The sequence below is a fragment of the Sphingobium sp. TomTYG65 genome, assembly GCF_055395525.1.
The window spans coordinates 348,270-372,866 of record NZ_AP027330.1; the positions used below are offsets into that span (position 1 = coordinate 348,270).

Sequence of the window (24,597 nt, forward strand, 5' to 3'; positions counted from 1 at the left end):
AGCCACGGTCGAATTCTTGTCGCCCGCGATGAAGTTCAGGGATCCCAAATAACATAGTTGCATGGCTTCGGAGCGCTCGCCCAGAATGGCGGCTGCCTCCAGCAGTTGCTGCACCGCCTGCCGTTCACCTTCGGCATTGATGATCTTGGCCCGCCGTTCGCGCGTATCATGGTCTCGGTGATATCGACCTGCTTGATCTCGACATTGGCAACCTTGATGCCCCAGGTTGCGATCTGGGCGTCGCGTATCTCCGGCACGCTATTGTTGAGCCTGTCTCGCTCGCCGAGCATTTCGCCCAGTTCATGTTTGCCGAGGACCGATCGCAGCGTGGTCTGCGCCAACTGGCTCGTCGCCATGAGGAAATCCTCAGCCTGAATGATCGTGTCTGGATCGATAATCCGGAAGAGGTGCGGCGCGAGGGAAAGTGCATCCTCCTGCAGCCGCGCGAGTACCGTTTGCTTGAGGAACTGATGCGCCATTCACGGTGACAGGATCGAGTGAAACGGCTTCAAACCGTCATGGAGATGAAACCTAGCCGTCATATCCCGTTCCCGCTTCAATCTGGCTTCGGAACGAATCATTGTCTCTGCAACTGTTGATCGTCGAAGATGACGAAGATCTGGCGGCGCAACTTGACGAACAGATGCGCCATTTCGGTCATGAGCCGACGATCGCGCCGGATGGCCGCAGCGCCAATCTTCTGGTCGGACACCATCATTTCGACGCCATCATTCTGGACCGCATCCTTCCGATGATGGATGGCGTCACGCTGCTCAAGAAGCTGCGCGAGCACAATGTTCTGACGCCGGTCATAATGATGACGGCGCTTGGCCAGTCACGGCAGAAGATCGAAGGTCTGGAAAGCGGCGCCGACGATTATGTCGTAAAGCCGATCGACCCGGCCGAACTGAACGCAAGGCTTCAGGCAGTGACGCGGGCCCGGGCCTGGACCGATCAGGTTGCGGACGAAACCCTGCGCGTCGGCGATCTGGTGGTCAGCCCCGCTCGGCATAGCGCATGGCGTGACGGCAAGGCTCTCCAGATGCAAAAGACCGAATTCAAGGTCCTGGTCGAACTGGCGCGCAATGCGGGTACGCCGGTCACGCGCGCCATGTTGCTGGAGCGGGTGTGGAATTATGATTTTGAGCCGACGACCAACCTCGTCGATGCCTATATCCGCAGGCTGCGCATCAAATTGATGGAATTTGGCGGCGATGATCCGATCATGACCATCCGGGGGCTTGGCTATATGCTGCGGGGGTGATTCCCCTTCGATCCTTGCGGGCGCTGACGCTCACCTTCCTCCTTTTCTTCCTCTGCGCCACGCTGGCGACGGCGTTCGGCATCTATTTCTCCACGTTGCGCACGATCGACCATCTGGTGGTGCAGCGTATAACGGGCGCGAGCGTGATGATCGCTCCCCATGGTCAGAATGTGGATGCGAGCCGTATCGGCAACCGCATCATGATCGCATCGCGTGATCGCGACACGGCGGATTTGGGGTTCATCCTCTTTGAAAAGGGCCGGCAGATTGCCGGAAATGTGCGTGTCGCCCGGCCCTTGCCTTTGGGCCTGTCGCGGGTGGATGCGGTGGACGGGATCAAGGGCCTGTCGCATGGTCGGGCTCTGGTTCGCGATCTGGGTGCGGGCTTGCGACTGGCAGTGATCGGCGAAACGGAGCCGTTCGACGACTATAATGCCGCTCGCAAGCGCATCTATTTCTTCGGCTTCGGTTCGATCATCGCCATCGCGCTTGCGGCCGCCACGACTTTCATGCTGATCTTTCGCCGCCGCCTGCTGGAGATGCGCCGCACGGCGGACGCCATCTTCGAAGGCGACCTGTCCCGGCGTGTGCCTGTTGATGGGACGGGCACGGCCTTTGACCTGCAGGCGCAGGGCTTCAACCGCATGCTGGACCGGATCAACGAACTGATGGACGAGGTGCGCAATGTCACCAACGGTGTGTCGCACGAGTTGCGAACGCCGCTCGCGCGGCTGCGCAATGAGCTGAGCCTGATCGCACAGGATCCTGGTGCGCAGGCCGTGAAGTCCAGGATCGAAGGGGCGCAGGCGCAGGCGGATGGGCTGCTTGCCCTTTTTTCCTCGCTATTGCGCATCGCTGAAGTTGATAGCGGTGCGCGCAGGGCAAATTTCACGTCCATTGACCTTGCCGGTCTGGTCCGTGAATGCGCCGATACATTGGCAGCGGTCGTGGAAGAGAGCGGGCACGAGATTACCGCTTTGTCGCTCGACCCTGTCGTCGTCGATGGCGACGAGCAGCTGCTGTCGCAGATGATCATCAACCTTATCGAAAATGTCGTGCGGCACACGCCGTCAGGCACGCATATCCGCATCGCGCTTTCCGGCAGCGCCGCGGGCTGGGCGACGCTGGTGGTGGAGGATGATGGACCGGGCATCGCTTCCGCAGATCGAGACAAGGCGCTGGACCGCTTTGGCCGGCTGTCCGGCCGTCAGGCGGAGGGACATGGGTTCGGGCTGCCGCTGGTTGCGTCCATCGCCCGCCTGCATGGGGGTTCGATCGAACTGGGCGATGCGCAGCCGGGGTTAAGGGTCACGGTGCGGCTGCCTAGCGCATAAAAAAATGGCGCGCCGCATTGAGCGACGCGCCAATCTTCTTGCAGGAAGTTTCTTTTAGAACTTGATGCTGGCTTCGACGCCGTAGGTACGCGGCGCGTTGAAGTTGCCATAGTCGCCCAGCACGTTGGCGATGCTGCCGTTGGAGACGCTGCTGGTCGGTGCGGCGGGCAGGCTGTTCGACGGATCGCGGCGGAACACATATTGTTCGTTGAACAGATTGCGACCCCAGAGGCTGAGCGTCAGGCTGCGGCCGTTGCCGGTCCCGATGTCAGCCAGCGAGATACGGCCGTTGAAGATCAGCGAGCTGTCGGCCTTCGTGGCGAACTGGTCGAACGCCTGAGTGGCCTGCGCATAGTTGCCGTCGAAGTGGAACTTCAGCTTCGTGTCGCCGCCACCGACCGGAACCACGTAATCGATCGATCCGCTTGCGGCGTTGCGCGGGGTGAAGACGATGTAGAAGTTCTGGTAAACGCTGGTCGAGGCGCCCGTCGAGTCCCTTGCGGTGATCAGCACCGGCGGAATCTTCGTGTAAGTGTAGGCGTATGACGCGTTCAGGGTCAGGCCGTCGATCGGCTCAAGGGTCAGGTCAGCTTCGACGCCCCGGATCTTGGTGGTGCCAGGCGCATTGATGGTGACCAGGTTGTTGAAGCTGCTCGTTCCCACGAACTGGATCGAGCTGATGTCGACCTGGCTGTCCTTGCGGTCCATGATGTAGCCGGCGATGTTGAAGCGGCCGCGGCCGTTCCAGAAGTCCGACTTCAGGCCGACTTCGTAGGACTTCACGTCCTCAGGATCGAATGCCAGATAGTTGGACGTGCGCGAGCTGGCGCCGCCAGCGCGATAGCCGGTGGCATATTTCGCATAGACGTGCAGGTCGTTGCTGACGTCATAGGCGACCGTCGCCATCGGGTTGAACCGGTTCCAGTTCGCATCCAGCGGCTTGTAGCCGATGCCGGACAGGAAGGCGGGCGTCGCCGTGTCGTAGTTCACGTTGCGCGAGAAGTGCAGCACGCCCTTCTTCTCGTCACGCGTGTAACGGCCGCCCACAGTGATGTGCAGCGCGTCGGTGGCGTTCCAGGTCAGCTGACCATAGGCGGCGTAGCTCTTCGACCAGACTTCCGAAGCCCGGTCGATCGAGCAGCCGTTGACGGCCTTGCCCACGAACAGCGGCGTCGATCCGGTGCAGAAGGGGATCGGAGCATAGTTGTAGCCGGTGATCACGCCAGCGCTGTTGCGAATGGCGACCGCACCCATTGAGCTGGGCGTCGCGGCATCGTCGCTGACATGTTCGTTGAAGTAGAACAGGCCCGCGACATAGTCGATCGAACCGACCGTGCCGACAGCCTGCAATTCCTGGCTGAACTGGCGCTGGCGCAGGTCGGCGAGGCTGTAGCGGCTGAAGGCGCAGGGCGAAGCCGTGGTGCAGCCGGCGGCGGAGCTGCCGAGTGACGGGCTCACCAGCGGCGGACGGTGCGCGCCGCCCGAATTGTCCCACTGGGTTGCATCGACGCCGCGCCATGCGGTGATGGAGCGCAGTTCGAATTCATCGCCCAGATGCCATTTCAGCGTGTTGGTGAAGCCGTGGGTCTTGTCGACGCTGACCTGCTGCGGCACGCCGATGTCCGCTTCGCCCATGCGGCTGTTGCCGTTCACGACCACGCCCGGCATGAGCGGCTTCACCGGACCGCCGGTCAGATTGGTGTAGGCGGTGCCGGGCAGGGTGCAGGCCGGCTGAGACGCCTGGGTGCCGTTGGCGCAGTTGTTGGGATTATAGTTCAGCAGCTGGCTGTAGAAGGGCGTGTTCTCGTCCTTCGCCACGTCATAGGCGAAATCGTTGGTGATGGTTTCGGTCGGCTGCCAGCGGACCGCGGCGCGCGCGCCCTTGCGGTTGTAATAGTTCCAGCCGGCCTGACCAGCGAGCGGGTTGTCGGTGGTCGCGTCCTGATGCTGGATCACGCCGTCCAGCTTGATGGAGAAGCCGGCGATCGAGGGCAGGTTGATATGGGCATTGGCGCTGCGGCTGCCATAATTTCCTGCGCCCGCTTCGATACGGCCGCCCCATTCGCCGGTCGGCGCCTTGGAAACGATGCTGAGCGCGCCGCCTTCGGTGTTGCGCCCGAACAGCGTGCCCTGCGGGCCCTTGAGAACTTCGACACGCTCAATGTCGAACAGCGCGGCGTTCAGGCCATGCTGGCGGCCCATATAGACGCCATCGACATAGATGCCGACGCCCTGTTCGCGGGCGGGCTGGTTGGCATCGAGCGGCACGATGCCACGGATACCGATGGTTAGCGCGGACTGACGCGCTTCGAAGGTCGCGATGCGCAGCGAAGGAACAGCGCCGTCGGCCAGATCATAGAGGCTGGCGACGTGACGGTCCTTGAGCGCTTCCGTGCTCATCACTGCCATGGAAATCGGCGTTTCCTGCAGATTGGTCTCGCGCTTGGTCGCGGTCACCACGATGGTGCCCAGGCCGGAATCATCGGCAGCGTCCGCTGCGGGAGCGGCTTCAGGCTGTTGTTCGGTTGCAGCGCTCGCCAGCGCAGGTGCGGAAACCGACGCAAGCAACAGCGCGCACAGCGGCGCACGCAGCAAGGTGGTGGAAGAGCGAATCATGGTTTACCCCTTTTCAAATCCATCAAGTGGATGCTTTGCGGGGCCGGCCACTAGGTGCTTATCGCAACAGTTTTGTTACATCCATTGTAACAAGACTGACGCATATATTTTCATTTTCGTTTCATGATACGTACTTTGGTTGAAAAATTTAAGATTGTTGGGACGAAGGAAACCTAATTCAATTACGATACTTCAAAAAAATGGTTCAACATTTGTCGTTATTTTCAAGTTTTCATTTTAGAATTCTGAAATTTCCGCGTTGTTCTGGCGGCAACGGATGATTTTTTAATATCTACTTTCACTACCCCTTCGGAAATACATTGATGATGATAGGGTGCAGCAGGATATGCTGTCCCGTGACTGGGTGGGGTCAGAAACGGTGAAAGGTGGAAACGTCTTGACGCACGCAGATTATCAAAAATTTCAAGAGGCAAGAGGTGGCGCCTTTCTCTTGCCATGCATGCCAGCGAAATGATCAGCCTAATTCTATTTCTTTCGATAGAGATGAAGTGAATATTGTATGACAGTCCAACGCGGATGTTTATTGTTCATTATAGTGAACAGGGTGAATGGTTACATCCACTCAGTTGGCCGGGATTAATTCCTTGTAATAAACCCGTCATGACAAGCGGGAATAGGGCGATCATAATTCCACAGTCATGATCGGCACCGGCCTTCCCGTGAAAAAGCTTCTCCTCTCGATTCACGATGTTGGTCCATGTTTCGAGACGGAGGTCGATCGGCTGGTCGAGCACGTTTCTCCCCATGTTGAACCGCGCCATCTCGCGATGCTGGTCGTGCCCGATCATTGGGGCCGTCATCCGATAGAAGCCAACTCGTCCTTTGCGAGCCGCTTGCGAGCATGGGCGGATCTAGGCGTCACCATGTTCGCGCATGGCTGGTTCCACAAGGATATGGCGGTGCATAGCCGTGCCAGTACCCGTTTTAAGGCGCGCTATATGACGGCCGGGGAAGGGGAGTTTCTTGGGCTGGACGAGGTGACGGCGGCGCAGCGCATGGATGATGCGCGCGACCTGATCCAGCAGATTACCGGGCGACCGGTCGCGGGCTTCGTGGCGCCAGCCTGGCTCTACGGCGAGCCTGCGCTTCGTGCGCTGGCAAAGACGCATTTCGCGCTGGCGGAAGATCATATGAAGGTGTGGCATCCACCGTCGGGCCGTGTGCTGGCGCGCGGCCCCGTGATCACATGGGCGAGCCGCAGCAGGACGCGGATCGCGTCATCACTGGTCGCCGCCCGGCTGCTGCCGCCTGTGCTGCGGCATGCGCCCGTCGCGCGTGTCGCCGTTCATCCGGGAGACGCCCATGTGCCCGCTCTGACCGCCAGCATCGACAGGGTCCTGCGCCGGTTGGCGCACACCCATATGCCTGCGCGCTACGATGCGCTGTTGGATCACTGAGGCGAGGCATGCGCATCCTCACCTTTTTGCACAGCTTCGAGCCGGGCGGAGTCGAACGGACCGCGCTTCGGCTGGTACGGCAATGGCGCGCGCAAGGCGTCGACGCACCGTTGTTCATAGGGCGCACGGATGGAGCGATGCGGCATGAGCTAGGCTCCGGCCTCGCCTGCCATGTGCCTCGCCCACCGCGTTTTTCGGTCGCCCGCTTCGAAACGCTGTGGATGATCGTCACCTTGCCGGCCCTGATCCGCCGCTTGCGACCGGACATTCTGTTTTGCGCTGGCAACAGTTATGCCGTCGTCGCCGTCGCGATGAAATTGCTGCTGGGCCGGGCGTGCCCGCCGGTGCTCGCGAAGATCAGCAACGATCTGGAGCGGCGCGCCATGTGGTGGCCAACACGCCTGCTCTACCGCCTCTGGCTGCTGATCCAAGGGCGGTTCATCGACCATTTTGTGGCGATGGCTCCGGATGTGGAGCAAGAAATCGCCTCTTTCATCCGGCCTCGCGGCGGTATCAGCGTGATCCCGTCGCCGGCCCTGTCCCATGATAAGATCGAAAGATTGCGTGCGGCTGGGTCGGGGGCCGTGGAGCGATATGGATCTGGACGCCGGTTCATCGCGATCGGCCGTCTGGCGCGGCAGAAAAATTATCCTTTGATGCTGCACGCCTTCGCTGCCGGCGCAGGGGCCGATGACCGGCTGTTGATCGTGGGCGAAGGGACGGAGCGGCGAGCGCTCACCGCGCTGGCGGGACATCTTGGCATTGCGGAACGGGTCGTGTTCGCGGGGCATGTCCCGGATGCCGCGGCGACGCTGCGAGCGGGGGATATATTGCTGCTCTCCTCGGATTTTGAGGGCGTTCCGGCGGTGATATTGGAAGCGCTTGCGGCAGGCGTGCCGATCATCGCGACCGACTGCAGCCGCGCGATGCACTCTGTTCTGCGTGACGGTGCGCTCGGCCGACTGGTGCCGACAGGAGATGTCGGCGCTTTCGCTCAGGCGATCGCGGGGGCAGGCGCGCTGGTCCAGGACCCTGCCGCGAGCCTAACCCAAGCGCGATGCTTCACGCTGGAACATGTCTCCGGCCGCTATCTCGACACATTCGCAAGCCTGCAGGCTGCCCCCAGCCTGCGCCAGCCCACCCGCTTCACCATGACGAGCACGACATGACAAGCGACACTTCTACCGGCATCCTGCCGTCTTCCGCTGCGCCTTCGCTGGACGCTGATCACTTCGATCCTGCGCCTCTCATCCAGACCGGGCGAAACTGGACCCGGTGGGCCGGTCCTCTGGTGTCCGCGCTGATCCTGGTCGTGGCGCTGGCGCAGTTCCGCGATCTCAATCCCCGCAGCCTGTGGGCACTGATGCCGGGATCGCTGATCTTCTGGCTGCTGTTCGGCCTCAATTATCTCGTTGGACCGTTCGCGGAATGGATCATCTTCCGCCGTCTCTGGTCCATCCCGGCGGAAGGTTTCGTGGCGCTGCTCCGCAAGCTGGTGAGCAACGAGATTCTGCTGGGCTATCTCGGCGAAGTCTATTTCTATGCCTGGGCCCGGCGCAGCAGCAGGATCACCACCGCGCCCTTTGGGGCGATCAAGGATGTCGCGATTCTTTCGGCGCTGGTCGGCAATGCCGTGACGCTGATCATGGTGGCGATCGCATTGCCGTTGCTGGGGGCGGTGGATGCCGGGCTCGATCGTTGGGAAGTGGCCGGATCGATCCTGTTCGTGGTGGCGACGTCGATGGTTCCGATGCTGTTGCGGCGGCGGCTGTTCACATTGCCGCGGCAGGAGCTGTGGATTGTCGCGGGCATCCATTTCCTGCGCGTCGCCGTGAAGATCATCCTCTCCGCTTTCATGTGGCACATGCTGCTGCCTGCGGTCGCGCTGAGCTGGTGGATATTGCTGGGCACCTTGCGGCAACTGATTTCGCGCCTGCCATTCCTGCCGAACAAGGATGTCGTGTTCGCGGGCATGGCTGCCTTCCTGATCGGCCGCGACAATGACATCGTGTCGGCCATGGCGCTGATGGCGTCGCTGACGCTGGCCGTGCATCTGTGCCTGGGCATCGGCCTGGGTGTTGCGGAACTGCTGCGGGAGGGGCGTTCACGATGATCGCGCTGCTCATGTTGGCGGTAGCCGCCATTCCATCCACGCCTGATCTCGGGAAGGCGGAGGGCCAATGTCGTCCGAATGAGAAGGGACCGGCCTTCCTGGTCGATGTGGCTGGACTGAAGGATCGCAAGGGCCGGTTGAAGCTGGAATTATATCCAGCAGACGACACGGATTTTCTGGCCGACGACAATGTCCTCATCTCGCGAGGCAAGGTTTTCCGCCGCGTCGAAGTGCCGGTGCCCGCATCCGGGCCGGTGGAGCTGTGCATCCGCGCGCCTGCGCCGGGAAGCTATGCGCTCAGCCTGCTCCATGACCGCGACGCCAATCGCCGGTTCGCGCTGTCCGTCGATGGCGTCGGCTTTCCTGGCAATCCCAGACTCGGCCTGTCGAAGCCCAGGGCGCGAGCCGCGAGTGCCGAGGTTGGCACAGGCCTCGCTCACATCACCATCATCGTCAATTATCGCCGGGGGCTGTTGTCCTTCGGCCCCTTGGGGAGATGACGGATGCGGATCGTTGATGTCTGCGCCTTTTATTCGCCCAGCGGCGGCGGGGTGAAGACCTATGTCGAGCGCAAGCTGCGTGCGGGCGCGATGGCGGGCCATGAAGTCATCATCCTCGCACCGTCGGACAGTGAGCAGGTGCAGGAGGCCAATGGAGGCAGGATCGTCATGATGCCCGCCCGCCGCTTCCCGCTCGACCGCCGCTATTCCTATTTCCACGACGAACAGTCGCTTCACGCCATGCTCGACCGGCTCCAGCCGGATCTGGTCGAAGCGTCTTCACCCTGGGCCAGCGCGGCAATGGTCGCGCGCTGGCGAGGAGGTGCGCCACGTTCGCTGATCATGCATGCGGACCCGCTCTCCGCTTATGCCTATCGCTGGTTCGGGCCGGTACTCAGTCGCGAAGCGATCGATCGGGGGTTCGACTGGTTCTGGCGGCACTTGCGGCGGCTGGACGAAAGCTTCGATCTGGTGGTCAGCGCCAGCGACAGCTTGTCGCGGCGGCTGGTCGAGGGCGGATTGCAGCGGGTGGCGACGCTGCCCATGGGGGTGGAGCCCGGCTGTTTCAGCCCGGCGCTGCGCAATGAAGCGCTACGCGCGCGTCTGCTGGAGCGCTGCGGCTTGGGCGTGGACGCGACGTTGCTGCTGGGCATCGGGCGTCATGCGCCGGAAAAGCGCTGGCCGATGGTAATCGATGCGGTGGCCTCCGCTGGATATAGTAGTCCGATCGGGCTGGTGCTGGTCGGCGACGGCCGCGATCGGGCAAGGGTGCGCCGCGCGGCCGCGAACAATCCACATATCCAGTTGCTTGCGCCTATTCGCGACCGGGCCATGCTGGCCGAACTGTTCGCCAGCGCCGACGCCCTGATCCATGGTTGCGAGGCGGAAACCTTCTGCATGGTGGCCGCTGAGGCCCGTGCGAGCGGCGTCCCGCTTATCCTGCCCGATCAAGGGGGCGCGTCCGATCAGGCGCGCGCGTCTGGCGGGCTCCTCTATAAAGCCTGCCAGGCCGACAGCCTTGCAGCGGCGATAACAGCCTTTGCCACTGGCGACCGCCAGGCTCAGCACCGTCATGCCAGCGAAGCTGCTGCGTCGGTGGTGACGATGGACGATCATTTCAGCCGCCTCTTTTCCATATATTCGGATCTTGCGGAGGGACAACGCCATGTCGCCTAGAACGCATGTTCAGATCGCGTCGCCTGCCGCGTTCGATGAACCTCGCAAGGCTGCCCACGCCCGCCGTCTGCCGCCCAAGGGGCGAGCACATCCTTGTGGTTTGCGGCATTGTTCCGTCAGCGACAGCTGGTCGCCCATCGCCGCCTTGCTGTGGTGGATGCTGCGGCGTTAGATCGGGGAAGCATCTGCAGGTGACGATCGCCCTCAGGCGATCGTCACCACCCGTGCCGAACCCGTTCGGTCGAGCGGCTTTACCACCACCTTGTCGCCCATGCGGTCGAAGGCGATATCCACCGACGCATCCCCGACGCGTAGCCCATAGAGCCGCAATTCGTCGAGAAAGCGGGGCAGGGCCGGTTCACACAGCGAGATTTCCGCCGCCGCGACATCGAAGCCGATGCCAAGGCTGGACTGGACCAGGGACAGCGGCGCGGCCGCCGACCATGCCTGCGGACTGCAGGCTACGGGGTAGAAGGTCGGCCCCTGAGCCCTGCGGCGCGGGAAGCCGCAGAAGAGTTCGGGCAGGCGCATGAGATCGACATAGGTAGCCGCCGCGAAGAGTCCTTCGAAAATCTTCGCCGCCTCCTGCCGGAAGCCATAGCGCGAGAAGCCCGCCGCGATGAGCGCATTGTCGTGAGGCCAGATTGAACCATTATGGTAGCTCATCGGATTATAGCGGGCTTCTGTCGACGCAATGGTGCGCACCCCCCAGCCGGAGAAGGAGGCCGGCGCCATCAGCGTGCGGACGACAGGCTCTGCCCGTTTCTCCAGCGCAAGGCCGGTGAAGAGCACATGGCCCGCATTGGACGAGCGCACCCGGCAGGGCCGTTTTTCTCCGTCGAGCGCCAGGACATAGGTGCCCAGTTGCGCGTCGAAGAAAGCTGCGTCGAACAGGTCGCGGAAACGATCCGCCCGCGCGCCGAAGTCCAGGCCGCGCGCAGCGTCTCCCAGTGCGCAGTGGATCGCTTCGGCCGCTCGCCATGCGCCATAGACATAGGCTTGCACCTCTGCGAGCGCGATCGGTCCGCGTGCGATCGACCCGTCGGCGTGGAAGACGGAATCATGGCTGTCCTTCCAGCCCTGATTGGCGAGCCCCTGATCCGTCAGCCGCCCATATTCGACGAAGCCGTCGCCGTCCCGGTCGCCATGTTCGTCGATCCAGCGCAGCGCCGCATCGATGTGCGGCAGAAGGCTGGACAGGAAGGCGGTGTCGCCGGTCCGTTCAAGATAGGCGCCCGCCAGCATGACGAACAAAGGCGTCGAATCGATGCTGCCATAATAATGACGGAAGGGGACTTCCCCCAGCTCGGCCATCTCGCCATGGCGGACTTCGTGCAGAATCTTGCCCGGTTCGGCGTCGGCGGCTGGGTCAAATTCAGTTGCCTGATGTTTTGCCAGATAGCCCAGCACGCCCCGGCTGATCGCGGGGTCAAGCCAAAGCGTCTCCAACGCCGTGATAATGGCGTCGCGGCCAAAGACGGTGCTGAACCAGGGGATGCCCGCATAAGGGTAGGGCCCATATTCCGTGTCGGTCGACAGCATGGTGATGTCCGCCACCGACCGCCGCGTCACTTCGTCGAACAGGGGATTGGACGATCGTACCGTCGCGGCCCGCGCCCGCGCTTGCTTGAGCGACTGCATGGACTCGCGCAGCGCCTTCAGGAACTGGCGCGAGAAGGGGCCGGGCTGAAGGTCGATACGCTCGCAAGCGGCGCGCATATAGAGCGTGCGCCGCTCGCCCGGCGGAATGGTGACTTCGAACGTCGCCTGACTGTCGGTCAGTTCCTGCGGCTGGGGATCGAAGCAGAGGTGAGTTTCGCGCGTAAGGGCGTCGCGGCCTTCATAGGCCAGCAGCACATCGGTTGCGCCGATGACCGGCGCCTTCATCTCACCCTTGCGCAGGCGGGTCATGCCGCGAATTTCGAACAGGTCGGCAAAATCGGCGGCAAAGCTGATATTGACCGTGACCGTCCGGGGCTCCGTATCGAAATTGCGGATGGTGATCCGTTCATGGATCGCGCTTTCCCAGAGAAAGCGGGTGCGCCGTAGGTGGATGAGGTCATGCTCCACAGCCACCCGGCCATCATCCCCTGAAAAATCGGGATTGGTCAGGTCGCAGGTCAGCATCGCATTGTCGTCGCGCAATGCTGAACTCAGCAGGATGGGGCGCAAGCCGTTGATCGTCAGATAGAGGTGCGACAAATGCCGCGTGTCGCGGTGATAAAGCCCCTCGGGACTGCCCGGCCCGGCGATAGCATCTCCGCTGTGATCGAAGACGGCAAAGCTGTCCCCATGCTTCAACGTCCGCGGGCGGCGCTCATGCAGGGACGCCGTTGCGGGGATGAAGAATTGGGTCTGCTGCTGGGACAGGGACTTTGCCGGTTCGGTAGCCAGGGCTTCTGGCTTCAACTGGCTCGCCGTCATGCGACTCTCCTTATCCGACGACTTGAAGATGCAGCTCTGCTTCCGCTCCGCGCTCCCGGCGTAGCCGCGCGGCATCGGTGCGCGCGCCGGGCAGAGCATGATAGAGCCCGACATAATCGGCCGCCATCCGGTCTGCCGTGAAGCGTGCGTCAAAGGCGGCGCGCACCCGGCGACGGTCGAGATCGCCCAGACGCGCTACCGCTTCGACGGCCTGGTCTTCGCTATCGACGATGAAGCCCGAAACGCCATGGTCGATCACTTCGGGCACCGATCCGCAGCGGAAGGCAATGGTCGGAGTGGCGCAGGCCATCGCCTCTATCATCACCAGGCCAAACGGTTCGGGCCAGTCGATCGGGAAGAGCAGGGCGCTGGCGCCGCCCAGGAACTCAGCCTTCTGCGCCTCGTTGATTTCGCCGATGAAGTCGATGTTGGGATAGAGATTGACGAGAGGGGCTATCTCTCTCTCCCAATATTCCCGATCCACATTGTCGATCTTCGCCGCGATCTTGAGCGGCTTGCCTGAGCGAGCGGCGATGCGGATCGCGCGGTCGGGCCGCTTTTCCGGCGAAATGCGCCCGAGGAAGGCGAGATAACCCTCATCCCCGCCGATCCGGGGCGGCAGCAGGTTTGACGGCAGGCCATGATAGACCGTGCCCGCCCAATTCACCGGCGGCATGGGCAGGCGCTGGTGATCGGAAATGGATACCAGGCTGTGGTGTGGGAAGGTGCGGTAGAAGGCCGGAAGATCGGGCAAGTCGAGCCGCCCGTGCAAAGTCGTGATGCAGCGGCCGGCAATATCCTGGAACATCGGCATGTGGATCAGATCGACATGGAAATGCAGAGCGTCGAACTCATCCGCACGCCGGCGGACGGCCTCCAGCAGCATCACATGGTAGGGAATGGGATCTTTCACGTTCGGATTGAGCCGCAGCGCCATTTCCGTGACCGGCACCAACTCTGCGCGCGTCACGGAATCCCCGCTGGCGAACAATGTTACGTCATGCCCCTGATCCACCAACGCCTCGGTCAGATAGGACACGATGCGTTCGGTGCCGCCATAGAGTTTGGGCGGCACGCTTTCGGCCAGAGGGGCAATTTGAGCGATTTTCATGCAGCGATCCTCATGAGCATTGAGACCGTAGCCATCGCCACGGGGCGCGACTGACGTGGGTTAAAAACGCAAATGATGATCGGGTTGCATGCATTTGCCTCTTGCCGAGATAATTCGACGCAAAGCCCCGCCCATCGCCCGAGCGGAGCGTCTCATGTCCTTTCATCGGACCCTGACTTTGAAGTGACATAGTCGATGGGCATAGACGGCCACGAACTGGCTGGACGTCCGGGTAGGGGGCGGACAACGGCCGTGACTGACAGGAGAATGCCTTGACCGTCGTGGCGATCGATTTCGAAGCGTCATGCCTCCCCCGGCACGGACGATCCTTCCCGATCGAGGTGGGAATTGCCGCAGATGGCAGAAGCCAGAGCTGGCTCATCCGTCCCCATGAAAGCTGGGCGGGGTGGGATTGGACTGCCGAAGCCCAGGCGTTGCACGGCATCGCGCGAGACAGGCTGTATCGCGAGGGATTGCCAGTAGAGGCCGTGCTCGACCGGCTGGTTGCTGCAATGGAAGGCCGCCGGGCGGTCGCCGACAGCATCATCGATCAATATTGGCTCGAAACGCTCGCCCATGCTGCCGGAGAGCAGGCGCCTTTCATGATCGATCATGTGTCGATGTTGCTCAACGAACATGGCGCGGGCGAAAGCCGCATCGCCTCCGCCGTCGCCTATGCCGATGTCCGGCACCCTGAACGCCATCGGGCTGCGGCGGACGCTGCCTGGCTATCTGCCTTGCTGGACCATATTGCAGGCGACGTTCAAATGCTGCCGGCGTTGCCCATGGCGGCAATGCACCGGCATGCCTCAATGAGCTGCAGCAATAATTTGTAACATCCGGCAAATTTCGGAGACATTTGCCGCGCCTAGAGCCTTCGCAGTGCACTGGCACGCGAAGGAGATATCTTCCCATGTTGCTCATCATTGCTTCGGCCGCGGCTCTGTCCGCCACCGCCCCTGTTCATAGCGCCGACATCAGCCACGCCTCAAACGCCTATCAGGCAAGCTATGAAACGGTTTCGACCGTCCGCTTTCAGCAGGTCGAACCCCGCTTCGCCAGCCGTCCCGCGACCCCGGTCTGCCGCTGGCAGGCTGAGCTTGTCGTCAATCGCGGCGTAACGACGCAGGGCCGCTCGCTCTCCGCCGTCGCCAAGCCGATCCATCGTTTCGCGCCCATCGCGGGTAGCCATGCGGGTTCCTGCGAAGCCGCGCGCAGCCAGGTGACTGCCGAGATCGCCCGCTATTCACGCGCTCGCTCGGCCGAGGCGCTGACGGTGGCGCAGCAGGACCGCGCCGTCCTGCTGAACGAGCTTGACGGAATTCACAGCCTGTCCGTGAAGGGCGGATGAGTCCACCGCTGGTCCTGATCGCCGAGGAACAGCAGGATTTGCGCCATCAGGTGCGCGAATATCTGGAGCAGAGCGGGTTCCGCGCTCTGCCCGCCGCCTCGCCATCGGACATATGGAATGCCATCAAGACCATGCCGATCGGCGCGCTGGTGCTGGATGCAGCGCTGCGCGGGCCGGACGGCATGGACCTGTGCCGCGACGTGCGCGAGCGCAGTGACGTGCCGATCATCCTGGTCGGCGCGAACAGCAGCGAAGTCGATCGGGTCGTCGGACTGGAACTGGGCGCTGACGATTACATGGCCAAGCCCTATTCCAACCGCGAGCTTGCCGCCCGGCTGCGCGCGGTGTTGCGGCGCGGCAGAAATGAACGGGCCATAGGGCAGCGTGCGCGCAGCGAGGTCCAGTTCGACGGCTGGCGAGTGGATTTCGCCCGGCGCGAGGTGGCCGACGATCAGGGTGATCTTGTCGAACTCACCGCCGCTGAATTTTCGCTGCTCGCCGTGTTGCTGGATCATGCGCAGACGGTGATTGCGCGTGCGCGATTGATGGAATTGGCTGGCGTTCGCGATGCTCCCTCGTCCGACAGGAGCGTCGATGTGCTTGTCAGCCGTCTGCGCCGAAAGCTCAGCCGTGGCGGCCGTCCGGCGCCGATCGTCACCGTGCGCGGCGCGGGTTATATGCTCAGCGCTGTCGTGGAACGACGCTGAAATCCGAAAAAAACCAAGCAGACATACTATTTAACAAATCCGCTGCGACGCAGCAAAAGCAGCTTTCTATCCTTCATGATCAGGCCGGTCTGCCTCCTGACCGGCGAGAAACATCAAGAAGGATAGAGAAGCCATGAACGAGCTTATCGGTCGCGTGTTCAGCTTCGAGACGCATGTCTTCCCGAACGAGAGCGCGCTCTACAATCAGCTGGCGAGCCACGGTCAGAGCCCTAAGGCGCTGATGATCTCCTGCGCCGATTCCCGCATCGTGCCGGAACATATCATGCAGGCGCAGCCCGGCGACCTGTTCGTCTGCCGCAATGCCGGCAACATCGTCCCGCCCCACGCCACCCAGAATGGCGGCGTCACCTCCACCGTCGAATATGCGGTGATGGTGCTGGGCGTGCGCGACATCATCGTGTGCGGCCATAGCGACTGCGGCGCGATGAAGGCGCTGTCCACCAATGCCGACCTGACCAACATGCCGAACGTCGCGGCCTGGTTGCGGCACAGCCATGCCGCGCAGAAGGTTTGCCGCGAAAGCTATCCCGACGATCTCACCGACGCGGAAAAGCTGCGCAACATGGCGTTGGAAAATGTGGTCGCGCAACTCGCTCATCTGCGGACCCATCCGTCGGTGGCATCGGGCATCGCGCGCGGCGAAATCGCGCTGCATGGCTGGTATGTTGATATCCACGCCGGACAGGTGCTCGGCCTTGACGGCGAAACCGGCCGCTTCCTGCCGCTGCGTGAAGGCCAGCCCATGCCGATCGCGCTGCCCCATGGCCGCCGCCTCGCGGCTGAAGCGGTTTACGCCCAGGCGGCGGAGTAAATCATGCTCAAGGCTCTTTCCGGCGGCACGTTCAGCCGCGACTTCACCGCATCCATCGTCGTGTTCCTGGTGGCGATGCCTCTTTGCATGGGCATCGCCGTCGCCTCCGGCGTGCCGCCGGAAAAGGGACTGATCACCGGCATCATCGGCGGCATCGTCGTCGGACTGCTCGCTGGCTCGCCGCTGCAGGTCAGTGGCCCCGCGGCGGGTCTTGCCGTCATCGTCTTCGAAATCGTGCGGGAACAGGGGCTTTCCGCCCTTGGTCCCATCCTGATCCTGGCAGGCGCGATCCAGGTCGTCGCCGGATTGCTGAGGGTAGGCGGCTGGTTCCGCGCCATTTCACCAGCGGTGGTCCACGGCATGCTCGCGGGCATCGGCGTGCTGATCGTGGTCGGTCAGTTCCATGTGCTGTTTGATGACAAGCCGCTGTCCAGCGGTCTGGCGAACCTGCTGGCGATGCCTGGCCAGATCTTCGGCCTCAGCAACCAGGACGCCGCAACTGCCTTCGCGGTGGGTCTTGTCACCATCGGCGGCATGCTGGGCTGGGAAAAGTTGCGGCCTGCTTCGATGAAGCTGTTGCCGGGCGCTCTCGTCGGCGTGGTGCTGGCGACGCTCGTCGCATTCATCCTCGGCCTGTCCGTCGCGCGTGTCGTGGTGCCGGAATCCATCGTCGCCGCCGTGTCGCTGCCGGAACAGGGCTTGCTTCAGCAGCTGATGAACCCCGCCATCCTGACCACTGCTGTGGCGATCGCCTTCATCGCCAGCGCCGAAACGCTGCTCTCTGCGGCGGCGGTTGACCGCATGCATGACGGCGTGCGCACCAACTATAATCGTGAGTTGAGCGCGCAGGGCGTCGGCAACCTGCTCTGCGGCTTTGCCGGTGCGCTGCCGATGACCGGCGTCATCGTCCGCAGTTCGGCCAACGTCCAGGCAGGCGCGAAGACCCGGCTGTCCACCATCCTGCACGGCATCTGGATTTTGGGTTTCGTCGCATTGCTTCCCTGGCTGCTGCGTGAAATCCCCATGGCGGCCCTGGCGGGCATCCTTGTCGTGACCGGCATCCGCCTGGTCAGTGTCGATCATGTGAAGCATCTGCTGCATCGCTACGGCCCGCTGCCGGCCGTGGTGTGGGCGGCGACGCTGATCATGGTGGTGACCACCGATCTCCTGACCGGCGTGCTGGTCGGCATCGGCCTGTCGCTCCTCGAATTGCTGCCGCACGCGCGTCGTCTGGGGCTGGGTCTGGACGAAGATCATCGGGACGGCGCGCATGAAGTGGCGCTGCATGGCACCGCCACCTTCCTGACGCTGCCCAAATTGTCGGCAAAGCTGGAGTCCGTTCCCGCCGAGCGCCCCGTCATCCTGAATGTCGAGCGGCTGTCCCATATCGACCATACTTGCGCCGAAATGGTCCGGGAGTGGATCGATCGCCGTCGCGGCACGGGAGTCAGCGTTGAGCTGTCCGGTGCCGCCGGGAGGTTGCGTAACCTCGTCGCCTGATCCCCATCCCCTCTAAGGCGACGTGAGCCGCCGCGCCAAATCCCGATGGCGCGGCGGCTCTTTTTTGCATCCTGTTTCGAGACAGCAATCGAATAGACATAATCAGAAGCGCATCAGCTAATAACAGTGACCCCCAAGGCACAGCCTTCAAGCCGCCTTCGCACCTGCGGTAAAAGTCCATTCCTCTTTGTCCAGCAGCGCCATAGCGTGGGGTCAATCCGCGGGTAATCGAAGGCGTTCAGACCTTTGAGCCGGTGCGGACGCAGGACGGAACATTCTTACCAAAAAGGGGAATGTTTCATGAAATATCAGATCGCCTGTGCTGCCCTCGCCCTGTTGTCGAGCGCGCCGGCATTCGCCCAGGAAGAAGCCGAAGGTCCCGTCACCGTGTCGGGCAGCGTCGCGCTGGTTTCTGACTATCGCTTCCGTGGCGTGTCGCAGACCGACAAGGGCATGGCCATTCAGGGCGGCATCACCGCCACGCATGAAAGCGGCCTCTACGCGGGCACCTGGGCTTCGAACCTCGCTGGCTGGGGCCAGTTCGGCGGCTCCAACATGGAACTCGACCTGTTCGCCGGTTACGCGATCCCGCTGGGTGGAGCGACGCTGGACGTCGGCCTTACCTGGTACATGTATCCGTCGGGCTCGGACAAGACCGACTTCGCCGAACCCTATGTGAAGCTGTCGAGCGAGTTCGGCCCGGTCAAGGGTCTGCTGGGCGTCGCCTATGCACCCAAGCAGCAGGCGCTGGGCAACTGGTGCAGCGACGCGGCTTGCACGGTTGCCGATCCGGGTGACAAGGAAGACAATCTCTACATCTGGGGCGACGTAAGCGGCGCTCTGCCGGGCACCCCGGTCACGCTGAAGGCGCATCTGGGCTATTCGGACGGCAACCCCGGCCTTGGCCCGAACGGCACCTCGATCGCTCCGACCGGCAAATATCTCGACTGGCTGGTGGGCGCGGACGTCGCCATCCCGGGCACCCCGCTGACCTTGGGCGTCGCTTATGTCGATACCGACATCAAGCGGTCGGACGAAACCTATCTTCGCCCGAACTTCATGGTTCAGGATGCCGATGATTTCGGTGAATCGATCGCGCGCAGCCAGATCGTCTTCTCCCTGACTGCAGCTTTCTAAGCTGATCGTGCCGGGCTCTGCTTCGCGGGGCCCGGCACTATAATCTTGCTGGCGAAGGTCCCTGATTGTCCTTCGCATGACAAATTGTTGCTGATCTGATTTCAACGGGTTTCTGCGGCAACGTCCGGTTGACCCCTCCCACAGCGCTCCCTATCCGTTAACCCATGATCCGATTTTGTTGCGTGAACTTGCTGGGATGACCGCTCCCACGATCATTCTGGTGGAGGACGACCCGCCGCTGCGCACCCTGACGGCGCGAGCGCTTCAGGAGCATGGCTATCAGGTCCGGCCTGCATCATCGGGACCTGAAATGTGGGTCGCGTTCGATGCCGGGCCCGTTGACCTTGTCGTACTCGACGTCATGCTTCCCGGCACCAACGGCATCGACCTGTGCCGCCAGATCCGCCGCAAGAGCGACGTGCCGATCATCTTCATCAGCGCGAGGGGCAGCGAAACCGATCGGATTGTCGGTCTGGAACTGGGCGCCGACGATTATCTGCCCAAGCCATTTGGCACGCGCGAACTGATCGCCCGCATCCGCGCGATCCTGCGCCGCGTCGGCGTGGAGCGCGGCCCTGACGAACATCGGGAAAATGAAGCGCGTTTCGACGGCTGGATCGTCAACTTTCCCCGCCGTGAACTGCGCTCCCCGACCGGCGCGATCGTCGATCTTACCGGCGCGGAATTCGACCTGCTCGGCTCCTTCCTCAGCCACCCGCAGCGCGTAATCGCCCGCGAACGCCTGATCGAATTGTCGCGCACGCGCATGGGCGACAGCAGCGACCGCAGCATCGACGTGCTGGTCAGCCGCCTGCGCCGCAAGCTTTCGACGGAGGGCAGGGCAGCGCCGATCACGACGGTGCGTGGCGTCGGCTACATGTTCAACGCAGAAGTCAGCCGCGCTTGAGATTCCATGTCAGCCGGTCGCTGGGTCTGGTCGGCCGTCTGCTGGCCATTCTGCTGCTGACCCTGACGCTGGAATTTGCGGTCGGCACGCTGATCTACGAGCGCGCAGGCCATCTTTCCCTGCAGGATGACGAAGCGCGGCGGCTGGCCGAGCATCTGGTCATCGCCCGCAAGCTGGTGGCGGAACAGCCGCCGGGCGAACGGCATGCGATGGCGATTCAACTGACGACGGACCGTTACGACGTCCACTGGACCCCGGCCTCGCCGCCGCCCCCGACATTGGCGCCGGAGCTGGAGCGGATGCGCCGCCAGATCATCACCTGGGAACCCAGCCTCGAACAATCGCGCCTGTGGCTGCGGCTGGCGTCGCCGGGACGCGTGGCGCAGATCAATGGCGGGCTGCAGCTGCCCGACAGGAGCTGGCTCTATTTCGGGATGCGGCATACCGGCGGCCAGTGGACCTTCACCGTCGGCCGCATGGGTCTCGCGCTGATACCCCTCGTCGCTCTCATGGTGGCGGGCGGGATGCTGATCCGCCGGACGCTCGCGCCGCTGAAGGACCTGACCAAGGCCACTGAACATATCGGCCTTAGTGACGAAGTGATCGTCGCGGAAGGCGGGACCAGCGACGTCCGCGACCTGATCCGCGCCTTCAATGCCATGCAGAAGCGCATCCATCGCCTCATCACCGAGCGCACGGAGACGCTGGCGGCGGTGGGACACGATCTGCGCACGCCGCTTGCCCGCTTGCAGCTTCGGCTGGAGGGGATAGGGGATGCCGAAGCACAGGAGGCGATGGCCGGGGACCTCGCAGAGATGGGCGCGATGATCGATTCCCTTCTGGCCTTCCTTGGCGGCGAGAAAAATGGAGAGCCTGTCGTTCGCACCGATGTGGCCGTGACCGTGGCGACGGTCGTCGACGCCTTTCAGGATCAGGGCGCTGACGTCACGTATGAAGGTCCGGACCATCTGGAAATGAACGCGCGGCCGATGCTGCTGCGCCGTGCCGTGATGAATCTGGTCGAAAATGCGCTCCACTATGGCCATCGCGCCGATGTCGGCGTCGAGCGCCGCGGTAACGAAGTGCTGATCCGTGTCGAGGATGATGGCCCGGGCATAGCTGACGACAAGCTGGAAGAAGTGCTGAAGCCCTTTGCGCGTCTGGATGAGGCGAGGCAGCGGAATACGCGGGGCCTTGGCCTGGGCCTTGCCATCGTCGCCAAGGCTGTCGAGCAGGAGGAGGGGACCTTGACCCTTACCAACCGGCCAGAGGGCGGTCTGCGCGTCGAAATCCGCCTTCACATCGCGCCTGCGGCGGAAAAGCGCTGATCCGCGTCGCGCCCCGCGCAAAAGAGAAACTGTGGGGGTGCAAGCAAAACTCGTTTATCGGGACCCGCCAAGCCGGTCTATGCCGGTTTCCCGTTGAACAAGAGGCGCATATGACGGCAGACGGCGAAGGCGAAGACCAGCTTCTGGAAGGCTATTGGGATATTGGCCGGCTGGTCAGCGATCTGGGCGCGATCCGCAGCCGCTGGCGCCAGGCGCAGCAGCACCATGCCGAATATGGCGCGGAAGGCTTTCCTTCGCGGGCCAACCTCACGAAGATCATGACGTCGCTTTGCGGCGCGCTGTTTCCGCTCCGGCTCGGGCCGAGCTTCGTGCGCATCCATAATGAAGATGCGTTCGTCGCCCAGACCTTGCAGACGGCGCTCAGCCGCCTCTACGGCCAGATCCGCCTCGAACTTCTTTATGTCATGCACGCCCAGCCCGCGGAGGAAGTCGACGCGGAGGCGGCCCGCATCATCAGTGCCTTCGCCGAAAGCCTGCCTGGCCTGCGCGAATTGCTCGACAGCGATGTGGAGGCAGCCTTCATGGGCGATCCCGCCGCGCGCAGCGTGGACGAGGTGTTGATCTGCTACCCCTCGATGCTGGCGATCATCCATCATCGCATGGCGCATCGCCTCTATGATCTGGGCGCGCCGCTCGTGGCCCGGATCATTTCCGAAATCGCCCATTCGCGCACCGGCATCGACATTCACCCCGGCGCGCGGATCGGCCGCAGCTTCTTCATCGACCATGGCACCGGCGTCGTAGTCGGCGAAACCGCGATCGTTGGCGATCGGGTGCGGCTGTATCAGGGCGTGACGCTGGGCGCGCGTAGCTTCCCCGCGGACGAGAAGGGTGCGCTTGAAAAGGCCTTGCCGCGCCATCCGATCATAGAGGATGACGTCGTCATCTATGCCGGCGCGACCATATTGGGCCGGATCATCATCGGCAGCCGCTCAGTGATCGGCGGCAATGTCTGGCTGACCGACAGCGTGCCCGCCGACAGCAATGTCCGCCAGGCCAAGGCGCAATATGAAGTAACGAGCCGAGTGGAGGTCTCCGCCCCCCACCGCGTTCACGCACTGCGCGATGGGTTTGCGGAGAATATCTAGCTCGAGTTGAGCGCCCTGTCACACGCCGCAAATCTCAACATCCGTTCGGGCTGACGGCGAACGGATGTTGAGGGTTTCCTACGGGAAGCCGATAAGGCTATTTGCCCGCGCAACTATCCCCTTCGCCCGCGATCAGGTCCAGGCACCGCCCGTCAATCTCGCCCTTGGGCACCGGCAGATCGATGAGCGCGGCGAGGGTCGGCAGGATATCCACCGTCTCCACGCCTAGCGGCTGTTCAAAGTGTCGCATTCCCTTGCGCCAGAAGAGGATCGGCACGCGGCGATCCGTATCCCATGGCGATCCGTGGGTGGCCACTGCCCCCTTGATGGGATCGGGGATGGGGGTGATGCGCGGCTTCAGCAGCAGGAGCAGATCGCCGGACCGTTCCGCATCATAGCTCGCGCGCGCTTCCTGCAGCAGGCTCCAGCTTTCGGGCGGACCCGAGGGGGAGGGAGCGGCGGCGATCTGCGCCTTGGTGAACACGGTTTCCACCTGAGGATGCGCGCGCAGCAGGGCGAGCGTAGCTGCCTCTACCTTGGCCCGCTGAGCACGGGTCAGGCTGCGATCGAAATAAAGGTCGCCCGACGGACCGTCTCCCCGGATCAGATCCTTTCCGCCAATGCCGGTCCGCGCCGCAACAGCCTCTGACAAGGCGCGCGGCATCAGCGCGCGGTCCACACGCTGCTCCATCGGGATCGCGTTCTGGCGGTGCCGCTCCGGCAGGTCATGGCCGCCATGGTCGGCGGTCAGCACGACCACATAGTCGATGCCCTGCTTGTCCAACTGGTCGAAGAAAGCGCCCAGTTCCCGGTCCAGCCGATCGATCTGGATACAGCTTTCGGTGCCTTCCGTGCCATAGGCGTGGCCGATCAAGTCGGTCGCCGACAGGCCGATCGAAACGATGTCGGTCTGCCCATGCCTGCCGAGGCCCATATTTTCGATGGCGGCTGCAGCAAAGGCCAGCGTCATCGCATCCTGTTCGGGCGAGGTGCGGAAAGCGCTGAAACTGTCGGCGGCGCGGGCGAAGCGGCCGGTGCCGACGCTCTTGTCCGCTCCTATGCCCACGGGAAAATCCTTGGCCGCGCATTGCGGCGGCAGTTCGAAACCCGGATTGGCGGTGGCGAGCCGTTGCGCGAAAATCTGGTTCACGCGCTGGACCAGCGGCGGGGTGGGCACATTGGGATAGCTGACATAGCCCTTGGGACCCAGCCACCAGACCTGGTCCGCCTTACTGCCGCCCATCATGATTGCCGCGCGATCCTTACCCGCTATGGACACGACCCGCGTCGCCGGGTTGGCCGCCTTCATGCGTCCCCCAAGCGTCGGCACGCGCAGATGGACCGGAGAAGCGACATAATTGGAGCTGCTGCTGGCTGGCTTGCTTTCATCCTCGGCACAGTAGATCGTCTTGTCCGCCCGCGCGGCGTTCAGGTCTATCCAGCTGTTGGCGATTATCCCGGTCCGTGACGGGCGGCTGCCGGTCAGGATGGTGCTGTGACCAGGGCAGGTTTCAGTCGCGGCATGGCTTTGATAGCCGCGCGGAAACACCGCGCCTTCGCTGAGGCGCTTGAGGCCGCCGCTATAATAGGGACGATATTCGCTGAAGAGATCGGCGGAAAATTGATCGACCGAAATCGCGACGATCAGCCGGGGCGATGCCGCCGATGGCGCGGCCGGAGCGGGCACCTGAGCACATATGGGTAGCGGTGCAGCCAGCAGCAGGGCGGCGAGCGCTTTCTTCAACATCTATCCTGACCCCTTCTGATGCC

At 62.9% G+C, this 24,597-nt stretch carries 22 protein-coding genes; 17 read left to right on the forward strand and 5 right to left on the reverse strand.

The window, feature by feature from the left end; all coding sequences use genetic code 11:
- Positions 1 to 35: 35 nt before the first annotated feature.
- Positions 36 to 479, reverse strand: a complete 444-nt coding sequence (locus ACZ5Y5_RS01820) for an SPFH domain-containing protein (RefSeq protein WP_464809513.1) — start codon at positions 477 to 479, stop codon at positions 36 to 38.
- 101 nt (positions 480 to 580) lie between these two features.
- On the opposite strand from ACZ5Y5_RS01820, the gene ACZ5Y5_RS01825 reads away from it, so the two are divergent.
- A complete protein-coding gene (locus ACZ5Y5_RS01825) occupies positions 581 to 1,264 on the forward strand; it encodes a response regulator transcription factor (protein ID WP_464809514.1) in 684 nt (227 codons plus the stop codon).
- Positions 1,261 to 2,598: a HAMP domain-containing sensor histidine kinase gene (locus ACZ5Y5_RS01830; RefSeq protein ID WP_464809515.1), complete on the forward strand. Its 1,338-nt coding sequence runs from the start codon at positions 1,261 to 1,263 to the stop codon at positions 2,596 to 2,598. The genes ACZ5Y5_RS01825 and ACZ5Y5_RS01830 overlap by 4 nt, the downstream gene beginning before the upstream one ends.
- Positions 2,599 to 2,652: 54 nt before the next feature.
- Here the strand turns inward: ACZ5Y5_RS01830 and ACZ5Y5_RS01835 are convergent, their stop codons facing one another.
- Positions 2,653 to 5,214 (reverse strand): TonB-dependent receptor, encoded by a 2,562-nt coding sequence (locus ACZ5Y5_RS01835; protein WP_464809516.1) that lies wholly within the window; start codon positions 5,212 to 5,214, stop codon positions 2,653 to 2,655.
- Positions 5,215 to 5,873: 659 nt separating this feature from the next.
- Here ACZ5Y5_RS01835 and ACZ5Y5_RS01840 point away from each other — a divergent pair.
- Genes ACZ5Y5_RS01840 through ACZ5Y5_RS01865 form a run of 6 tightly spaced genes read left to right on the forward strand, consistent with a single transcriptional unit; the run spans position 5,874 to position 10,593 of the window.
- Positions 5,874 to 6,632, forward strand: coding sequence for a DUF2334 domain-containing protein (locus ACZ5Y5_RS01840; RefSeq protein ID WP_464809517.1), 759 nt, complete (start codon positions 5,874 to 5,876; stop codon positions 6,630 to 6,632).
- An 8-nt stretch (positions 6,633 to 6,640) separates the two neighbouring features.
- The gene (locus tag ACZ5Y5_RS01845) at positions 6,641 to 7,801 is read left to right on the forward strand and encodes a glycosyltransferase (RefSeq protein WP_464809518.1); all 1,161 of its coding nucleotides are present in this window, start codon (positions 6,641 to 6,643) and stop codon (positions 7,799 to 7,801) included.
- Positions 7,798 to 8,745, forward strand: a complete 948-nt coding sequence (locus tag ACZ5Y5_RS01850) for a hypothetical protein (RefSeq protein ID WP_464809519.1) — start codon at positions 7,798 to 7,800, stop codon at positions 8,743 to 8,745. Before ACZ5Y5_RS01845 ends, ACZ5Y5_RS01850 begins: the two co-directional genes overlap by 4 nt.
- Complete coding sequence (locus ACZ5Y5_RS01855) at positions 8,742 to 9,245, forward strand: DUF2141 domain-containing protein (RefSeq protein ID WP_464809520.1); 504 nt, start codon at positions 8,742 to 8,744, stop codon at positions 9,243 to 9,245. The genes ACZ5Y5_RS01850 and ACZ5Y5_RS01855 overlap by 4 nt, the downstream gene beginning before the upstream one ends.
- Positions 9,246 to 9,248: 3 nt before the next feature.
- Entirely contained in the window at positions 9,249 to 10,421 is a 1,173-nt protein-coding gene (locus tag ACZ5Y5_RS01860) for a glycosyltransferase (protein ID WP_464809521.1), read from the forward strand.
- Positions 10,411 to 10,593, forward strand: a complete 183-nt coding sequence (locus tag ACZ5Y5_RS01865; RefSeq protein ID WP_464809522.1) for a hypothetical protein — start codon at positions 10,411 to 10,413, stop codon at positions 10,591 to 10,593. Before ACZ5Y5_RS01860 ends, ACZ5Y5_RS01865 begins: the two co-directional genes overlap by 11 nt.
- A 32-nt stretch (positions 10,594 to 10,625) precedes the next feature.
- Here the strand turns inward: ACZ5Y5_RS01865 and ACZ5Y5_RS01870 are convergent, their stop codons facing one another.
- Together ACZ5Y5_RS01870 and ACZ5Y5_RS01875 are read right to left on the reverse strand one after the other, a co-directional pair.
- The gene (locus tag ACZ5Y5_RS01870; protein WP_464809523.1) at positions 10,626 to 12,845 is read right to left on the reverse strand and encodes an amylo-alpha-1,6-glucosidase; all 2,220 of its coding nucleotides are present in this window, start codon (positions 12,843 to 12,845) and stop codon (positions 10,626 to 10,628) included.
- Positions 12,846 to 12,855: 10 nt separating this feature from the next.
- Positions 12,856 to 13,956 (reverse strand): glycosyltransferase family 4 protein, encoded by a 1,101-nt coding sequence (locus tag ACZ5Y5_RS01875; RefSeq protein ID WP_464809524.1) that lies wholly within the window; start codon positions 13,954 to 13,956, stop codon positions 12,856 to 12,858.
- Positions 13,957 to 14,228: 272 nt separating this feature from the next.
- Between ACZ5Y5_RS01875 and ACZ5Y5_RS01880 the strand changes: the two genes are divergently transcribed.
- The 9 genes from ACZ5Y5_RS01880 to epsC all read left to right on the forward strand — a co-directional run bounded on the left by ACZ5Y5_RS01880 (position 14,229) and on the right by epsC (position 22,827).
- Positions 14,229 to 14,792, forward strand: a complete 564-nt coding sequence (locus ACZ5Y5_RS01880) for a hypothetical protein (RefSeq protein WP_464809525.1) — start codon at positions 14,229 to 14,231, stop codon at positions 14,790 to 14,792.
- A 77-nt stretch (positions 14,793 to 14,869) separates the two neighbouring features.
- Positions 14,870 to 15,307, forward strand: coding sequence for a hypothetical protein (locus tag ACZ5Y5_RS01885; protein WP_464809526.1), 438 nt, complete (start codon positions 14,870 to 14,872; stop codon positions 15,305 to 15,307).
- Entirely contained in the window at positions 15,304 to 16,014 is a 711-nt protein-coding gene (locus ACZ5Y5_RS01890; RefSeq protein WP_464809527.1) for a response regulator transcription factor, read from the forward strand. Before ACZ5Y5_RS01885 ends, ACZ5Y5_RS01890 begins: the two co-directional genes overlap by 4 nt.
- 133 nt (positions 16,015 to 16,147) lie before the next feature.
- Complete coding sequence (locus ACZ5Y5_RS01895) at positions 16,148 to 16,846, forward strand: carbonic anhydrase (RefSeq protein ID WP_464809528.1); 699 nt, start codon at positions 16,148 to 16,150, stop codon at positions 16,844 to 16,846.
- A gap of 3 nt (positions 16,847 to 16,849) precedes the next feature.
- A complete protein-coding gene (locus tag ACZ5Y5_RS01900) occupies positions 16,850 to 18,346 on the forward strand; it encodes a SulP family inorganic anion transporter (protein ID WP_464809529.1) in 1,497 nt (498 codons plus the stop codon).
- Positions 18,347 to 18,646: 300 nt separating this feature from the next.
- The gene (locus ACZ5Y5_RS01905; RefSeq protein WP_464809530.1) at positions 18,647 to 19,483 is read left to right on the forward strand and encodes a TorF family putative porin; all 837 of its coding nucleotides are present in this window, start codon (positions 18,647 to 18,649) and stop codon (positions 19,481 to 19,483) included.
- Between the two features lie 196 nt (positions 19,484 to 19,679).
- Positions 19,680 to 20,390 carry a response regulator transcription factor gene (locus ACZ5Y5_RS01910; RefSeq protein ID WP_464809531.1) on the forward strand — a complete coding sequence of 237 codons (711 nt, stop codon included), beginning with the start codon at positions 19,680 to 19,682 and terminating at the stop codon, positions 20,388 to 20,390.
- Positions 20,387 to 21,718, forward strand: a complete 1,332-nt coding sequence (locus tag ACZ5Y5_RS01915; protein WP_464809532.1) for an ATP-binding protein — start codon at positions 20,387 to 20,389, stop codon at positions 21,716 to 21,718. Before ACZ5Y5_RS01910 ends, ACZ5Y5_RS01915 begins: the two co-directional genes overlap by 4 nt.
- Positions 21,719 to 21,828: 110 nt before the next feature.
- A complete protein-coding gene (gene epsC / locus ACZ5Y5_RS01920) occupies positions 21,829 to 22,827 on the forward strand; it encodes a serine O-acetyltransferase EpsC (protein WP_464809533.1) in 999 nt (332 codons plus the stop codon).
- 97 nt (positions 22,828 to 22,924) lie between these two features.
- On the opposite strand, the gene ACZ5Y5_RS01925 is transcribed toward epsC, so the two are convergent.
- Positions 22,925 to 24,574: an alkaline phosphatase family protein gene (locus ACZ5Y5_RS01925; protein WP_464809534.1), complete on the reverse strand. Its 1,650-nt coding sequence runs from the start codon at positions 24,572 to 24,574 to the stop codon at positions 22,925 to 22,927.
- Between the last annotated feature and the right edge of the window lie 23 nt (positions 24,575 to 24,597).

Coding starts and splice junctions, on each gene's coding strand:
- ACZ5Y5_RS01820 (WP_464809513.1), bottom strand. CDS start 479: ATGGCGCATCAGTTCCTCAAGCAAACGGTACTCGCGCGGCTGCAGGAG.
- ACZ5Y5_RS01835 (WP_464809516.1), bottom strand. CDS start 5,214: ATGATTCGCTCTTCCACCACCTTGCTGCGTGCGCCGCTGTGCGCGCTG.
- ACZ5Y5_RS01840 (WP_464809517.1), top strand. CDS start 5,874: ATGATCGGCACCGGCCTTCCCGTGAAAAAGCTTCTCCTCTCGATTCAC.
- ACZ5Y5_RS01845 (WP_464809518.1), top strand. CDS start 6,641: ATGCGCATCCTCACCTTTTTGCACAGCTTCGAGCCGGGCGGAGTCGAA.
- ACZ5Y5_RS01850 (WP_464809519.1), top strand. CDS start 7,798: ATGACAAGCGACACTTCTACCGGCATCCTGCCGTCTTCCGCTGCGCCT.
- ACZ5Y5_RS01855 (WP_464809520.1), top strand. CDS start 8,742: ATGATCGCGCTGCTCATGTTGGCGGTAGCCGCCATTCCATCCACGCCT.
- ACZ5Y5_RS01860 (WP_464809521.1), top strand. CDS start 9,249: ATGCGGATCGTTGATGTCTGCGCCTTTTATTCGCCCAGCGGCGGCGGG.
- ACZ5Y5_RS01865 (WP_464809522.1), top strand. CDS start 10,411: ATGTCGCCTAGAACGCATGTTCAGATCGCGTCGCCTGCCGCGTTCGAT.
- ACZ5Y5_RS01870 (WP_464809523.1), bottom strand. CDS start 12,845: ATGACGGCGAGCCAGTTGAAGCCAGAAGCCCTGGCTACCGAACCGGCA.
- ACZ5Y5_RS01875 (WP_464809524.1), bottom strand. CDS start 13,956: ATGAAAATCGCTCAAATTGCCCCTCTGGCCGAAAGCGTGCCGCCCAAA.
- ACZ5Y5_RS01885 (WP_464809526.1), top strand. CDS start 14,870: ATGTTGCTCATCATTGCTTCGGCCGCGGCTCTGTCCGCCACCGCCCCT.
- ACZ5Y5_RS01890 (WP_464809527.1), top strand. CDS start 15,304: ATGAGTCCACCGCTGGTCCTGATCGCCGAGGAACAGCAGGATTTGCGC.
- ACZ5Y5_RS01895 (WP_464809528.1), top strand. CDS start 16,148: ATGAACGAGCTTATCGGTCGCGTGTTCAGCTTCGAGACGCATGTCTTC.
- ACZ5Y5_RS01900 (WP_464809529.1), top strand. CDS start 16,850: ATGCTCAAGGCTCTTTCCGGCGGCACGTTCAGCCGCGACTTCACCGCA.
- ACZ5Y5_RS01905 (WP_464809530.1), top strand. CDS start 18,647: ATGAAATATCAGATCGCCTGTGCTGCCCTCGCCCTGTTGTCGAGCGCG.
- ACZ5Y5_RS01910 (WP_464809531.1), top strand. CDS start 19,680: ATGACCGCTCCCACGATCATTCTGGTGGAGGACGACCCGCCGCTGCGC.
- epsC (WP_464809533.1), top strand. CDS start 21,829: ATGACGGCAGACGGCGAAGGCGAAGACCAGCTTCTGGAAGGCTATTGG.
- ACZ5Y5_RS01925 (WP_464809534.1), bottom strand. CDS start 24,574: ATGTTGAAGAAAGCGCTCGCCGCCCTGCTGCTGGCTGCACCGCTACCC.